The 15,774-nt window shown below is 45.4% G+C and carries 11 protein-coding genes; 6 read left to right on the top strand and 5 right to left on the bottom strand.

Annotated elements, in window-relative coordinates; translation table 11 throughout:
• Positions 1 to 375: 375 nt before the first annotated feature.
• From aceA to AC6R00_RS04115, 3 genes are all read right to left on the bottom strand, one after another.
• Entirely contained in the window at positions 376 to 1,689 is a 1,314-nt protein-coding gene (gene aceA / locus AC6R00_RS04125) for an isocitrate lyase (RefSeq protein ID WP_494505763.1), read from the bottom strand.
• A 128-nt stretch (positions 1,690 to 1,817) separates the two neighbouring features.
• Positions 1,818 to 3,464, bottom strand: coding sequence for a malate synthase A (gene aceB, locus AC6R00_RS04120; protein WP_500639417.1), 1,647 nt, complete (start codon positions 3,462 to 3,464; stop codon positions 1,818 to 1,820).
• A gap of 662 nt (positions 3,465 to 4,126) precedes the next feature.
• Positions 4,127 to 5,032: a hydrogen peroxide-inducible genes activator gene (locus tag AC6R00_RS04115; RefSeq protein WP_004747908.1), complete on the bottom strand. Its 906-nt coding sequence runs from the start codon at positions 5,030 to 5,032 to the stop codon at positions 4,127 to 4,129.
• 199 nt (positions 5,033 to 5,231) lie between these two features.
• Between AC6R00_RS04115 and AC6R00_RS04110 the strand changes: the two genes are divergently transcribed.
• Both AC6R00_RS04110 and dapD read left to right on the top strand, forming a co-directional pair.
• Entirely contained in the window at positions 5,232 to 5,840 is a 609-nt protein-coding gene (locus tag AC6R00_RS04110) for a peroxiredoxin (RefSeq protein ID WP_019274128.1), read from the top strand.
• Positions 5,841 to 6,178: 338 nt separating this feature from the next.
• Positions 6,179 to 7,210, top strand: coding sequence for a 2,3,4,5-tetrahydropyridine-2,6-dicarboxylate N-succinyltransferase (gene dapD, locus AC6R00_RS04105; RefSeq protein ID WP_500639416.1), 1,032 nt, complete (start codon positions 6,179 to 6,181; stop codon positions 7,208 to 7,210).
• A gap of 153 nt (positions 7,211 to 7,363) precedes the next feature.
• On the opposite strand, the gene glpT is transcribed toward dapD, so the two are convergent.
• Positions 7,364 to 8,728, bottom strand: a complete 1,365-nt coding sequence (gene glpT / locus AC6R00_RS04100; RefSeq protein ID WP_171322171.1) for a glycerol-3-phosphate transporter — start codon at positions 8,726 to 8,728, stop codon at positions 7,364 to 7,366.
• A 608-nt stretch (positions 8,729 to 9,336) separates the two neighbouring features.
• On the opposite strand from glpT, the gene glpK reads away from it, so the two are divergent.
• The 3 genes from glpK (at position 9,337) to glpD (ending at position 13,708) form a co-directional block, all read left to right on the top strand.
• Positions 9,337 to 10,854: a glycerol kinase GlpK gene (glpK, locus tag AC6R00_RS04095; RefSeq protein WP_004747901.1), complete on the top strand. Its 1,518-nt coding sequence runs from the start codon at positions 9,337 to 9,339 to the stop codon at positions 10,852 to 10,854.
• A gap of 347 nt (positions 10,855 to 11,201) precedes the next feature.
• Positions 11,202 to 11,975 (top strand): DeoR/GlpR family transcriptional regulator, encoded by a 774-nt coding sequence (locus AC6R00_RS04090; protein ID WP_171322168.1) that lies wholly within the window; start codon positions 11,202 to 11,204, stop codon positions 11,973 to 11,975.
• A 179-nt stretch (positions 11,976 to 12,154) separates the two neighbouring features.
• Positions 12,155 to 13,708 carry a glycerol-3-phosphate dehydrogenase gene (gene glpD / locus AC6R00_RS04085; RefSeq protein ID WP_500639415.1) on the top strand — a complete coding sequence of 518 codons (1,554 nt, stop codon included), beginning with the start codon at positions 12,155 to 12,157 and terminating at the stop codon, positions 13,706 to 13,708.
• A gap of 69 nt (positions 13,709 to 13,777) precedes the next feature.
• On the opposite strand, the gene AC6R00_RS04080 is transcribed toward glpD, so the two are convergent.
• On the bottom strand, positions 13,778 to 14,962 hold the full coding sequence (locus tag AC6R00_RS04080; protein WP_500639414.1) for an NnrS family protein: 1,185 nt from the start codon (positions 14,960 to 14,962) through the stop codon (positions 13,778 to 13,780).
• A gap of 242 nt (positions 14,963 to 15,204) precedes the next feature.
• Between AC6R00_RS04080 and AC6R00_RS04075 the strand changes: the two genes are divergently transcribed.
• Positions 15,205 to 15,765, top strand: coding sequence for a gamma-glutamylcyclotransferase family protein (locus AC6R00_RS04075; RefSeq protein ID WP_500639413.1), 561 nt, complete (start codon positions 15,205 to 15,207; stop codon positions 15,763 to 15,765).
• Positions 15,766 to 15,774 lie beyond the last annotated feature (9 nt).

Below are 15,774 nucleotides of genomic sequence, written 5' to 3'. Positions count from 1 at the left end.
CACCGCTCAAAGCATGTCAAAGTTTATGCTTAACAGAATACCAATTCCCAAATTTAGCGAGTTAAAGCCTGCATTTTTAACTCGCTAGTTAGGAATAGTGGCGAGGGTCTGTGAACCTTTTGCGGTTAATTTTTGTTCGAGATAAAAGCGTTTTAGTCGCGGCGAGAGGTTTGCCGCCTAGTCATTCTAAGCAAAACACCTCTCAACAAAGAGTAAAACACTTTTAGCCGAACCCTTCGGGCAGCGTTTGTGGCTCCTTTCTGCTGTGTTATCGGCTTATCGAGTAGAGCAACTACAATTCAAAGCCTCTGCCTTGCATAAAGAACCCACAAACTGCTGCAAAAATCAGCTCAAAAGGTCAACAGACCCTATGGATTAAAATTGGTCTTCTTCGGTAGAACCTGTCAGAGCCGTCACTGAAGAGTTACCACCTTGAATGGTGTTGGTCATCTTATCAAAGTAACCTGTACCTACTTCTTGTTGGTGAGCTACGAAGGTGTAACCTTTTTCAGCCGCTTGGAACTCAGGACGCTGTACTTTCTCAACGTAGTGGCGCATACCTTCACCTTGCGCGTAGTCGTGCGCTAGTTCAAACATGTTGAACCACATGTTGTGGATACCCGCTAGCGTAATGAACTGGTACTTGTAGCCCATATCTGACAGCTCTTGTTGGAACTTCGCGATGGTTTCAGCATCTAGGTTCTTCTCCCAGTTAAATGAAGGAGAACAGTTGTATGCCAATAGCTGATCAGGGTATTCAGCATGAATCGCTTCGGCAAACTTACGTGCTTCTTCCAGACAAGGTGTTGCCGTTTCACACCAGATAAGGTCTGCGTATGGTGCGTAAGCTAGGCCGCGAGCGATTGCTTGGTCAATACCTGCACGAACTCGGTAGAAACCTTCTTGAGTACGCTCACCTTGAATGAAATCTGCATCGTATGGATCGCAGTCTGAAGTGATTAGGTCTGCAGCGTTCGCATCTGTACGCGCAATCACGAGTGTTGTTGTGCCTGATACGTCTGCCGCTAGACGCGCTGCTACTAGTTTTTGTACCGCTTCTTGAGTTGGTACAAGAACTTTACCACCCATATGGCCACATTTTTTCACTGATGCTAGCTGATCTTCAAAGTGTACGCCTGCCGCGCCCGCATCGATCATCGACTTCATCAGCTCGTATGCGTTAAGTACACCACCAAAGCCTGCTTCTGCATCCGCTACGATTGGTAGGAAGTAGTCAATACCCCCTTCATCCGCTGGCGATTTACCGTTAGACCATTGGATTTGGTCAGCGCGACGGAATGAGTTGTTAATACGCTTAACCACTGAAGGGACAGAATCCACTGGGTATAGAGATTGGTCAGGGTACATGGTAGATGCAGTGTTGTTATCTGCCGCTACCTGCCAACCTGATAGATAAATTGCCTCGATACCCGCTTTTGCTTGCTGCACCGCTTGACCACCGGTTAGAGCACCTAAACAGTTTACGTAACCTTTTTTCGCGTCACCGTTGACCAGTGACCATAGCTTGTCTGCACCACGTTGAGCGATAGTGTTGGCAGGCACCATTGAACCACGTAGTTCTACGACTTCTTCAGCTGTGTAAGGGCGTTTAACATTTTTCCAGCGTGGATTAGTAGCCCAGTCTTTTTCCAAAGCTTCGATTTGTTGGCGGCGAGTTAAGTTAGTCATCGGTCTATCCCTCTTTTGATGAGCGCTTCTTATATGGGTAAATGGGCGCTATGTTTCTTTTATCCTTGGCAGTACATCCATCTCTGCCTTAGAACATTCACGTTATTGTTGAGTTGTTATTGGTTTACTTAGTCCAAGAAGTCATATCCTGGGACGGTTAAGAAATTGGTCAGTTCATCACTGGTGGTAAGCTTAGCCATTAGCTCGGCGGCTTGTTCAAATCGACCTGAGTCATAACGCTCTTGGCCAATCTCACTTTTCACCACTTCTATCTCTTCTGTTAGGTACTGCTCGAATAGTGGTTTGGTCACGGTTTGCCCGTTATCAAGTGATTTACCGTGTTGAATCCATTGCCAGATAGAAGCGCGAGAGATTTCTGCTGTCGCGGCATCTTCCATCAAGCCATAGATAGGCACACAGCCGTTACCAGATATCCAAGCTTCAATGTATTGCAGCGCAACACGGATATTGTGACGCATGCCTTGCTCAGTAATCGCTCCGTCACACGGTGCCAGCAGATCTTCTGCCGTAACGGGGGCATCTTGGTTTCGAGAGACATTGAGCTGGTTAGTACGCTCTCCTAGAGCTTGGTCAAACACCACCAGCGCTGTGTCGGCAAGGCCCGGGTGCGCAACCCAAGTGCCATCATGGCCATTGCTCGCTTCCAGTGACTTATCGTTATAAACCTTATCGAGCACTTGCTGATTGGTTTGTGGGTCTTTCGCTGGGATAAAGGCGGCCATCCCTCCCATAGCGAAAGCACCACGCTTGTGACACGTTCGAACAAGTAAACGCGAGTATGCATTTAGGAACGGCTTGTCCATGGTCACCACCTGACGATCCGGCAGCACGCGATCGGGGTGTCTTTTTAGGGTTTTAATGTAGCTAAAGATGTAGTCCCAGCGGCCACAGTTTAGACCTACGATATGCTCTTTAAGAGAGAACAAAATTTCATCCATCTCAAATACCGCAGGGAGCGTTTCTATCAATACCGTTGCTTTGATAGTGCCAGTGTCTAAACCAAAGTAGTCCTCAGTAAAGTGGAATACGTCGCTCCACCATTTCGCTTCGTGATGAGACTGCAACTTAGGAAGATAAAAATATGGGCCGCTGCCTTTTTTCAACAAGCTGGTGTAGTTGTTGTAAAAGTAAAGCGCAAAGTCAAACAGCGCCCCCGGGATAATCTGACCGTTAAATGTCACGTGTTTTTCTTTTAGATGTAGACCACGTACACGGCAGATTAAAACCGCTGGATCTTGTTCCAGCTCATAGTGCTTACCATTAACCGGATTGGTGTAACTGATGTCGCCATTTACCGCATCGCGTAGGTTAATTTGACCATCAAGTACCTTATCCCAAGCGGGAGCCAAAGAGTCTTCAAAATCTGCCATGAACACTTTTACGTTAGCATTCAGTGCATTAATCACCATTTTGCGGTCAGTTGGACCTGTGATTTCAACACGGCGATCTTGCAGATCTTTTGGAATCCCTTGGATCTTCCAGCTTCCTTCTCTGATATCTAGCGTATCTTCAAGGAAATCCGGCAGTTCGCCAGCGTCAATGCGCGCTTGCTTCTCTTCACGAGTAGCCAGTAACTCATCAACTCGGCCAGCAAACTTGTTACACAGCAGAGACAAAAAGGTTTGGGCTTCAACAGGGAAAATCGCCTGATGCTCTGGTGAAAGGGTACCAGTGACATCAAGCATGCCTTCGGTTAGTAGGGTTTCTTGGGCTTCTACTGTTGTTTTTTCTCTATCTGGTGTGTTGGCAAGCATAATTTCTTCCTTAACTATCCAGAGTGTTGAAACTGGGTGCTGTTCACTCACCTTTAATCTGTTTCTGTCACTCGGGTATTGCTTGGTCTATATAAAGTTACATTTGTAACTATCAAACAACAATCAAACATCCACATTGACCATCACTTGATTGATTTTTTTGTTTCGTTGGTTGTTAGATTGACTGAGCCTAACTTGCTTTTCAATCTAGACATAAGTCTTACAAGACCTGCATTTAAACTATACCAACATCCGTTAGAGTAAAAGTCCTAAAGTAAACAAATCGTTAAATTCAAAGTTTTATTCGGTCAGCTCCAAGCTATTGATTTCGATCACCAAAATGTAAGTAGTTACGTAATTTAATTACAGTAAAATTACACCTGTAAAACCGTTTCAAACGGACGTTTGATTATTAATAATAGAAAGGAAACCTAGCGATAACTGGGCTTTTAGAGGATATGCAACGAAGAGATCAAACAGAGTAAATTTGACTAGTTGTAAAATTCACAGTGTGAAATTTCACAATTTAATGAAAGCTTCATCAAGATTTCTTTGTAAAATTTTACAAGTTAAAGTTCACCAACAGAATAAAATGCTAAAAAGCGCACTGAAACTAGTGCGCTTTTTACGGGATATTGAGAGTTAATGGCTACTACTTATCGCTAAAGTAGCTCTGACACGACATCTGCTAATTGATTAAAAGTATTCACACGCGACGAACTTGGTCGCCAAACGAGTCCGATATGGCGATGAGCCTGTTGCCCTGGCGCGTCGACGACGACCAAATTCTGGTTTTCAATCAAGCCATGATCAATCGCCATTTGCGGAATAAACGTCGTACCCATGCCGTTTGCCACCATTTGAACCAGCGTATGCAAGCTAGTGGCAGAAAACGGATTGATCTTTTCTTTATCGGTTAACTGACAAGCCGATACCGCATGCTCGGTTAAACAGTGCTCTTTCTCTAATAGAAAGACGAACTCATTTGGCAAGTCAGCATATTTAATCGGTGTTTGAATAGCATCGGCTTGGTTTTGACTGATGATCATCCGGAAAGGGTCATTTCCAACAATTCGGCTGTCCATACCGTCAATCTCGACCGGTAAGGCTAATATCAGCACATCAAGCTCACCGTGACGAAGCGCATCTAATAAATTAGTGGTGGTGTCTTCTCTTAATAGAAGGTTGAGTTGTGGAAAGCGCTGGTTCACTTCCTGAACTAGATCGCACAATAAGAAAGGAGCAATCGTCGGAATACAGCCAACTCGAAGTTGACCTTCCATTTCATCCCCTTGGCACAGACGCCCGAGTTCAACTAAGTCTTGTCCTTTAGCCAGTAGCTCTCGCCCTTGCTGGACAACGAGTTCTCCTGCCTGAGTAAAAACCAATGGGCTCTTCTTATCTTTCTTTTCATAGAGAGGACAGCCAATCAGCTCTTCGAGATTTTGAATGCCTTTACTTAAGGTTGACTGGCTAACAAAACACTTTTCAGCAGCATCGCTAAAATGACGTGTTTCATACAAAGTGATTAGATAGTGTAACTGCTTGAGGCTAGGCCACTTATTCATAGATTTGTTTATTACTTCTGACTAGATATTGACCAAGTTAATAAAAACTAATTTATCGCTTTTTTCGATTAACTTAATCTATTTAATTCGCTTTTTTACATACTACAATGTGTACTATAGTTTGTCGCGTACAAACACGGACCAAACCAAAAACACTTATCTTGGTTTGGAACTAACCATATATTTTAGGAGCAAAAAAATGGTACTAGTAGGTCGTCAAGCCCCAGATTTTACTGCTGCAGCTGTTCTAGGTAACGGTGAAATCGTTGATAACTTCAACTTTGCAGAGTTCACTAAAGGTAAGAAAGCGGTTGTTTTCTTCTACCCACTAGATTTCACTTTCGTTTGCCCATCTGAGCTAATCGCTTTCGACAACCGTCTAGCTGATTTCCAAGCTAAAGGTGTTGAAGTAATCGGTGTTTCTATCGATTCTCAGTTCTCTCACAACGCATGGCGTAACACTGCTATCGAAGATGGCGGTATCGGTCAAGTTAAGTACCCACTAGTTGCTGACGTTAAGCACGAAATCTGTAAAGCATACGACGTTGAGCACCCAGAAGCAGGCGTTGCTTTCCGTGGTTCTTTCCTAATCGACGAAGAAGGCGTTGTACGTCACCAAGTAGTTAACGACCTACCACTAGGCCGTAACATCGACGAAATGCTACGCATGGTTGACGCTCTAAACTTCCACCAGAAGAACGGTGAAGTATGTCCTGCACAGTGGGAAGAAGGTAAAGCAGGTATGGACGCATCTCCAAAAGGTGTTGCAGCGTTCCTATCTGAGCACGCAGAAGACCTAAGCAAGTAATTACTTGCTTCACATACCCAAGCTCACGGGTATGAACGGTTGGTAGTATAAAGCTATATAAACAGTAATAAGCGCAAAAAGCGCAGCGCCAATCAGTTATAAGTAAAGTCTTACTAAAGAGCCCGAAGCACTGCTTCGGGCTCTTTTTATTGCTGGTAGCAAATCGCCAATATAGGCAAAAAGACAACATATCGCTAAAGAGACAAAAAATATCGGCTTACAGACTTTCTCCATTTCAGGTCTTTAAACTCTTAAATCGTCTCTTTATGATGAATCTAACTTAATTTGAGACAGAGCAACAACGCCCTGTCGAAACGATATCTACATGGAGATGAAACATGGCTTACTTTTCTCTAGCCTTTGGTACGGCAACCAAAAACCGTGATGGAAAAATCATCGAAGCGTTTTTTCCAAACCCAGTTCTTAACCCAGCTGATGCTCTAGTTGAAGCAGTAGCAAAAGTGGCAGGTTATGAGCAAGGTAACCAAGCTATCGAAATCTCTGCGGCTCAAAGTGCTGAGCTTGCTGGCGTATTTGAAGCAAATGGCGACGCAGCAAACGCATCATTCGCGGCAAAAGCAGCGGAATCTTCTCAGCCACTAGTACTGGTTGTTCTAGCATCGGACGAGAAACCGGCGTCAGTAGCAGAAGGCTTCCTTAAGCTACAACTGATCTCTAACCGCCTAGTTCAACCTCACGGTACTGTACTTGACGGTATCTTCGGTCTACTGCACAACATTGCTTGGACTAACGAAGGTCCTATCGATCTACCAGAACTGGCTGAGCGTCAAATTGAAGCTCGCCTAGCAGGTCGCGCACTATCTGTAGATTGTGTCGATAAGTTTCCTAAGATGGTTGATTACGTGGTTCCTGCAGGCGTTCGTATCGCTGACACTTCTCGTGTACGTCTTGGTGCGCACGTGGGCGAAGGTACTACGGTTATGCACGAAGGCTTCATTAACTTCAATGCGGGTACAACAGGTGTAAGCATGGTTGAAGGCCGTATTTCTGCTGGCGTGGTTGTTGGCGACGGTTCAGATATCGGTGGCGGTGCATCTATCATGGGTACGCTATCTGGCGGCGGTACTGTTGTCGTATCTATCGGTGAAAACTCACTGCTTGGTGCTAACGCAGGTCTTGGCTTCCCACTAGGCGATCGTTGTACTGTTGAATCTGGCCTTTATGTAACTGCGGGCTCTAAAGTGCGTATGCTTGATTCAGATGGCAATGAAGTAGAAGTGGTTAAAGCTCGTGATCTTGCTGGCGTATCCGACCTACTCTTCCGTCGTAACTCAGTAACAGGCCAAATTGAATGTCTTGCTAACAAGACGGCTGTAGAACTGAACTCTGAGCTTCACAGCAACAACTAAAAGCACAGTAGACATAGTTAGCGCTTGTTAATAATAAAATCCCCTAGCAGATACCTGCTGGGGGATTTTTTCGCTTAGCTATTAGTAATAGTAAGCTTTATAGTCACTGACGTTGTTTTTATTGTTTTCTACTTAAGAAGCAACAACCTGAGATCAGGCTAGCGCTTCTTTCTCGCGTGCTTTTTGTTCGTGGTGCGCTCTTTCACCTAAGAAGGCATAGGTCAAACAAACGATAGATGTAATACAAGAGCCAACCAAGATGATGAATCCGCCATCCCAGCCAAAGTGGTCAACCGTATAGCCGAGAATCGCATTCGCCGCCACAGCGCCACCTAAGTAACCAAACAAGCCAGTCAGTCCTGCCGCCGTTCCCGCCGCCTTCTTCGGTGCCAGTTCTAATGCATAGAGACCGATTAGCATTACTGGGCCGTAAATTAAGAAGCCGATCGCCACGAGAGCCATCATATCAACCGTTGGGTTACCGGCTGGGTTAAACCAGTAAACCAGAACAGCGACGGTAACGAGAACCATGAATAAGATACCTGCAGGCGCTCGGCGACCTTTGAACAACTTATCGGAAATCCAGCCACAAAGCAGAGTGCCAGGGATCCCCGCCCACTCATATAAGAAGTAAGCCCACGAGGATTTGTCGACTGAAAAATCTTTCGCTTCTTTGAGATATACAGGTGCCCAGTCCAATACTCCGTAACGAATCAGGTAGACAAACGCATTGGCAATCGCGATCGACCACAAGAGCTTGTTAGAGAAAACATATTTAAAGAAGATCTCTTTTGCCGTCATCTCTTTCTCATGTGACTTGTCGTAATCATCTGGATAATCTTCTTTGTACTCTTCAATCGGAGGCAAGCCACAAGACTGAGGCGTATCTCGAACAGTAAACCAGATAAAAATCGCAACGAGAGTGGCAAAGAAAGCGGGAACATAGAAAGCAGTTCGCCAATCATCGTTGAATGCCCATAATCCGAGAATAAACAGTGGACCAATTAAGCCGCCGCCAACGTTGTGTGCCACGTTCCAAACCGAAACGATCTCACCCCGCTCTTTACGCGACCACCAGTGAACCATAGTTCGACCGCAGGCAGGCCAGCCCATTCCTTGGAACCAGCCGTTCAAGAACAACAGAATGAACATGGCTGCGATGCTTCCAGTAGCCCAAGGCATAAAGCCAAAACAGAACATCACCAAAGCTGACATCAACAGACCGCCACTTAGGAAATAACGTGGGTTAGAGCGGTCCGACACACTGCCCATCAAAAATTTGGACAGACCATAAGCAATAGATACCGCGGCAAGAGCAACGCCAAGATCACCACGACTAAAGCCTTGTTCAATTAGGTATGGCATAGCCAGACTGAAGTTTTTACGTACTAGATAGTAGCCCGCATAACCGACAAAGATGCCGATAAAGAGCTGCCAACGTAAGCGGGAATAAGCGCCATCAATCTTATCTGTGGGTAAGCGATCGATGTGCGCCTTAGGTTTAAATATTCCAAACATAGGGGCCTCATTATAATTTGAGCGATAGTAGGGTCTTCAAAAACTCGAACGAGCAAAATAAAGTTTCGTTCGAAAGCCTGCGCATTCTATTAGAAATTCAATTTATTTCTGTGACAAATGTTGCATAAGAATTAAATCTGAGTAAATACAGTGTATTAAGGCAAAATAGTTAGCGCGCGCTTCCACTTTTCACATATTTAGTTACTGTTCGAATGACCATATTGAACAAAACACCAACTCCCCTACCGTACAAAATCTCAAATAAAGCTAATTACAACAGTGATACTCTCGATAACAGAGTGACTGAAAGGCACGCTCATTAGGGGCGAACATCGATTCATTGGGACTTTCAGAAACTACGCCTAGATAGCAAACAGACAGAGACGATTAACAAACAAAGCGCGTTTACTTAACATTTACATGCTTAAACGCTCATTTTTTATGCTCGTTTGTTTTCGATTGCTGTGATATGTGCAAAATTAATGTGCATAAACAGGGAAACTACACCAATCTTCACTGCTCAAATCGACATGTCTCGACTCGCACGGCAAAGATAAGCAGACCAAGATTAGCTAAAATAGTAATAACGAAACAAAAGGACTCTTACCATGACTGAGCAAAAGTACATTGTTGCCCTAGACCAAGGCACAACAAGCTCACGCGCGGTGATTTTGGATCACGATGCAAACATCGTTAGTATCTCGCAACGTGAATTCACACAAATCTATCCTCAGTCAGGATGGGTGGAACACGACCCTCTCGAAATCTGGGCGACCCAAAGTTCAACCTTGATTGAAACTCTGGCTAAGTCTGGCATAAGCAGTGATCAGCTCGCAGCTATTGGCATCACTAACCAACGTGAAACCACCATCGTTTGGAATAAAGAGACGGGTAAACCTGTTTACAATGCGATCGTATGGCAATGCCGCCGAACTGCAGAAATTTGTGAGCAGCTCAAAGAGCGAGGATTGGAAGAGTACGTCAGAGAGAATACGGGGTTAGTTCTCGATCCTTACTTCTCGGGAACCAAAGTAAAATGGATACTCGACAACGTAGAAGGAGCAAGAGAAGATGCCGAAGCGGGCAAGCTCTTGTTCGGCACCGTTGATACTTGGTTAGTTTGGAAAATGACTCAAGGCCGTGTTCATGTCACTGACTACACCAACGCATCACGTACCATGTTGTTCAACATCAACGACTTGTGCTGGGATCAAAAACTACTTGATGAGCTAGGAATTCCGGCTTCAATGATGCCAGAGGTTAAACGCTCTTCTGAAATTTACGGACAAACCAACATTGGTGGTAAAGGCGGTACAAGGATCCCTATTGCCGGTATCGCTGGAGACCAGCAAGCCGCACTCTACGGCCAAATGTGTGTCGAAGCTGGTCAAGCTAAAAACACCTATGGAACAGGTTGTTTCCTACTGATGAACACCGGACAAGAGAAGGTCAACTCTACCCATGGTTTGCTCACTACATTGGCTTGTGGACCTTCAGGGGAACCTGCTTATGCATTAGAAGGCGCGGTATTCATGGGTGGCGCTTCTATCCAATGGTTACGTGATGAGATGAAACTGCTTGCTGACGCAAAAGATTCTGAATACTTCGCCACCAAAGTCGACTCATCCAATGGGGTGTATGTCGTCCCTGCTTTTACCGGCCTTGGTGCTCCGTATTGGGATGCTTGGGCGCGTGGCACTATTGTTGGCCTAACTCGTGGTGTCAGCTCTAACCACATCATAAGAGCGACGCTAGAAGGTATCGCCTATCAAACCAGAGATGTTCTTGATGCGATGCAGGCGGACTCGGGCATTAAACTGGCCAACTTACGTGTTGATGGAGGTGCAGTCGCCAATAATTTCCTTATGCAGTTCCAATCAGATGTTTTAGATACTGAGGTTCACCGTCCTAAAGTAACCGAAGTCACCGCATTGGGAGCGGCCTACCTTGCTGGCCTTGCTGTTGGATATTGGAATAGCATTGATGAGCTGCAAAACAAAGCCGAACTCGATCGCACCTTTGAGCCTCATCATGACGAAGAGAAACGTAATCGCCGCTACAAAGGATGGAAGCGCGCCGTGAAGTGTGCTCAAGTATGGGCTGAAATGCATAATGAAGAAGACTAGTACCTAAACCTGGCATTCGATTAACGAAAGTGGGGCGTCTTATACCAATCGGGATAAATAGATGTTCAGAAAGTTGCGTAGGAAAAATCGCTTAGAGCAAGGCATAGATTGCAGCTAGCTAGTTGACCTAACTACAAAATCTATAACGACGCTATAAGCGATTTTAACCAGCAAGAATGACCAGATATTTGTGCCGCTTGGTATTGAGGCGCCCTTTTTTGCGCCTTGTCCCCTATTCCGTACACGCTTCTCTTCTCAGAACGAAAGAATTCGCGCACAATAGCGCGAGTTATTATTTTCGAATATTAGTGTATTAATTCTAATAGTTCGAACACAGGGAGCGGCGAGTGAAGCAAATACCAAGACATCAGCAAATCATTGCTCTTGTACAAAAGCAGGGCTATGTGAGTACTGATGAGTTAGTTGAAAAGTTTAATGTCAGTCCACAAACCATCAGGCGAGATCTGAATGAGTTAGCGGACGAAAATAAAATTCGCCGCTATCACGGCGGTGCTACGATTCCATTAAGTTCAGAAAACACCTCTTATACCGATCGTAAGAGCATGAACTTCAATGAAAAAGATGTGATCGCTGACGAAGTGGTCAAACACATCCCAGATGGTGCGACGCTATTTATCGACATCGGTACCACCCCAGAGGCCATCGCTCGTGCACTGAGTAAAAATCACAAGCAGTTACGTGTTGTCACCAATAACATCAATGTCGCGACTATCTTGCTGCCCAACCCAGAATTTAAAGTGATTCTCGCAGGCGGAGAGGTGCGCAATCGAGACGGCGGTATTGTCGGCGAAGCGACACTAGACTTCGTCAAACAGTTCAGACTAGACTTTGGTATTCTGGGGATTAGTGGCATTGATTTTGATGGATCTCTACTCGACTTTGACTACCATGAAGTCAGAGTGAAACAGGCGATTATTGAGAACAGCCGCAGTGTGTTCTTAGCCGTTGACCACTCCAAGTTCGGTCGTAATGCAATGGTCAAACTAGGCAATATCTCTCAACTCCACATGTTGTTTACCGATAAGCAGCCACCAAAAGAAATCCTTTCAATCCTTAAAGAACATTCCATTCCTTTAGAAGTGGTGAACAAAGAAGAATAATCAACATTTCTTCATTTGAATTTAACCTTATTGAAACCTTTATCGTGAGATAAAGGTTTTTTTGTGCACAAATCACACAAACGCGCGTAAACGAAAATAAATAGTGATCAAAAACGAAAGCTGAGCTAGGATTCAATTATGTTCAAAAATGCTCGTTCGCTCAACACAAGGTCATATTCATGAGTAACAACCAGAATTCGGCTAATTCACAAAAAGTTTTAGATTTGATCGTTATTGGTGGTGGTATCAATGGCGCAGGTATTGCTGCAGATGCGGCAGGTCGTGGACTATCAGTCGGTCTATACGAAGCACACGATTTCGCGTCAGCCACTTCGTCGGCCAGTTCTAAACTGATCCACGGTGGCTTACGCTATCTAGAGCATTATGAGTTTCGTTTAGTTTCGGAAGCGCTCGCTGAACGTGAAGTATTACTCCAGAAAGCGCCCCATGTTGCTCAACCTATGCGTTTTCGCTTACCTCATCGACCATTTCTCCGCCCAGCTTGGATGATCCGTTGTGGACTATTCCTTTACGACAACCTAGGTAAACGCACCACACTACCTGCAAGTAAAGGGATTGATTTAGCCAAGTCCGGCATACTTAAGCCTGAAATGAAAAAAGGCTTTGAGTATTCAGACTGCTGGGTAGACGACGCGCGCTTAGTGCTGCTCAATGTCCTTGCTGCTCAGGAGAACAATGCAGAGATCCGTAACTACAGCCGTGTAGAAAGCGCTCGACGTGAAGGTGAACTGTGGAGCGTGACTATTCGTGATGAACTTACAGGCCAAGCAATAGAACGCAAGGCGAAAGCCTTAGTCAACGCGGCAGGACCGTGGGTCAAACAGTTCTTTGATGATGGTTTAGAGCAAGCTTCTCCTCGCAATATTCGCTTGATCAAAGGATCGCATATTGTCGTTCCTCGTATTCATGATGAGCCTCAAGCTTACATTCTTCAAAACCAAGATCACCGAATCGTGTTCATGATTCCTTATTTAGATAAGTTCTCGATCATTGGTACCACCGATGTGGAATACAAAGGTGACCCGCGTGAAGTTGCCATCTCTGATGATGAAGTCGATTACCTCATCGACATCGTCAACCAACACTTCGTCCAGCAACTTAAACGTGAGGACGTGGTTTGGACATACAGCGGCGTGCGACCTTTATGTGATGACGAATCAGACTCACCACAAGCGATAACGCGCGACTATACTCTTGAACTGGAAGCGGAATACGACCAAGCACCACTGCTTTCCGTATTTGGTGGCAAGCTAACTACCTACCGTAAGTTAGGTGAAGCGGCGTTAGAAAAACTCAAGCCTTACCTACCTAATATGGGTACACCTTGGACAGCAAACCATGCGCTTCCTGGCGGTAACTTCAGTTGCTCACGTGAACAGCTAGCCGCAACGCTTCACAACGCTTACCCTTGGTTACCCGAAGCATTATTGCTGCGCTACGTAACGCAATTTGGCACCTATACATGGAAGCTACTGGAAGGAATGGAAAACATCGATGCGCTGGGGATTAAGTTCTCGGACGCAGCCCAAGGTGTTTTCCAACGTGAAATCGACTATCTCATTGAACATGAAATGTCAGTCACCGAAGAGGATATATTGTGGCGTCGTACCAAACTTGGCTTGTACCTAGACAGCCAAGAGCAACAGGCGCTAAGTGACTATCTAAAGAGTAAGCAACCTGCCACAGTGGTCCCGTTTTCTGAGGTAGGTTAGCCCCCACTTTCCTATCGCAATGCAAAAGGCTTGGCACTCGCCAAGCCTTTTCTTTTGATTTAATTCACTTTAACCAGGGTGCCCATCGACTCTTGGCGTGATCAGCATCTTGCCAAACATTCCCACATACATAGCGAATGCGAGTATCCACAATGCGGCGCTGATGTTGACCGATTCAATCAGGTATTGAGGGAAAAACGCAACGCCCAAGCTACGAACCAAAGCAGCCAATATAATCGCTGCGAAAGCAACACTCATGTTTGGACCTTGGTAAATCGCGCGCCCGGTGTGCCCCATAGTCACACGTGCGATCATCGCTAAGATCACACCACCAATGGCGCCAATAGCAAACATGTGCAGCATATTGTGGCTGGCAAATGGGTTGTCGAGTAAACCACGCAGCAACAAACTCATTGGAATACATAAGTAGGTTGCGTGCAACGACCAGACTAGAGGCTCACTGAGAGTTCGCCACGGCTGCCACCTCATCACTCTAATCAAATGCGCTAACCCTGAAATTACCATTAGCGGTTGACCTAACTGTGCAAACGTCATCGGGAAGAAGCTGAGAATAAACAGCCCTACCAATGGCAAGTTCGCCACCCAATCTAACCAGACGATAGGTTGAGGCTTTTCGAAATTAAACCGACGAGCCGTAAAGAATGGGATCACTCTGCTCCCCATAACAGAAAGCAACAAGGTGAACCACCACAGCATAGCTTGCCACACCGCCGATGAAGGAAACGGTGGCATCCCCTTCACCGTTGCGTAACTGGCAAAGTTAGCCACGATTGCCAGAACAAACAAGGGAACGAAAAACAGGTTACGCCACCCTTTTGCTTTGACCACGCGCGTCCCGACTTCAAATGCTGTCATAGCTAAAAACAGAGCTTCAATAGAAGAGATGAGCCACAACGGCGTTGGCGTCCATAACAGTACGCGAGGCGCCAACCACAACCCAACCAAGATGGCTAAACGGTGATGTTTAGTGCCGTTAATGCCCGTCCAGTTTTGCACTGCAGTTAACACAAAGCCGACAACAATCGCCATCGCAAAGCCAAATATCATTTCATGTACGTGCCACCACAGCGCAGGCACTTGCAATGTTGTTGGCTGGCCGGATTGAAACATCCATACCCAAACCGCTATCGCAATAACGGCATAAATAGAACCAAGAAGAAAGAAAGGTCGAAACCCAAGACGCAAAACGGGTGGAATGGCTTCTTCGACCTTTTTGTCGGTAATATTGAGCACTGAAATACTCCTAAACAAATTTAAATCTCTAACTTTTTGCACTATCGCAAGAAGTGTTCCAGTTTGTTAAAGCGTTATAGACTCTTGCTTTCAGCGCTCTAACCACTCCATTTAAAGTCATAATGACACAGTAAATACATGTCATTATGACCCTACTAAAACAATTTGTATCACTTCCTTTTGTCTCGAAAAGTCGCTAGTTTAGAACTTTGCTGATCATGCCAATCAATAAGGAGAGCAGAATGGCAAACTATATCTTTGGCTACGGCAGTCTGATGAACTCTGCCTCACGACAACTGACTGGCCAAACTTCCGCAGCGATTCCCGCTACCGCACATGGCTTCAGGCGTTACTGGGGCAAAGTCGATGATAGCTATATTCTATCACCATTGGTGGTAGACAAAGGACAGGGACAAGTCAATGGGGTTTTGTTGGAAGTGAGCGGTGACGGACTGCAAGAATTCGACATTCGCGAACGAGGGTATCAGCGAGTTTTAATCTCAGCGGATAAACTTGATGCTGAACTAGCATTATCGACCAATGATCACGTGTGGGTCTACATCAAAGACAACCCTGAACCACCTTGTTCATTAAGCCCTATCATGCAGACTTACGTTGATACTGTACTCGCGGGGTGCCTAGAAATCTCCGAGCAGTTTGCCCAGCAGTTTGTAGAACATACCATTGGCTGGAATTTTCCATTGGAGAATGATCGCCATCAGCCCAAATATGGCAATTTGGCAGGAGTAAAACCAGAGCACCACAACACAATTGATGCCCTGGTGGCTGAAGCAAGAGCCTAACTAAAAACC

The organism is Vibrio sp. R10-SF1-ISO8 (genome assembly GCF_059833805.1).
This window is presented reverse-complemented; position numbering and strand designations above follow the sequence as displayed.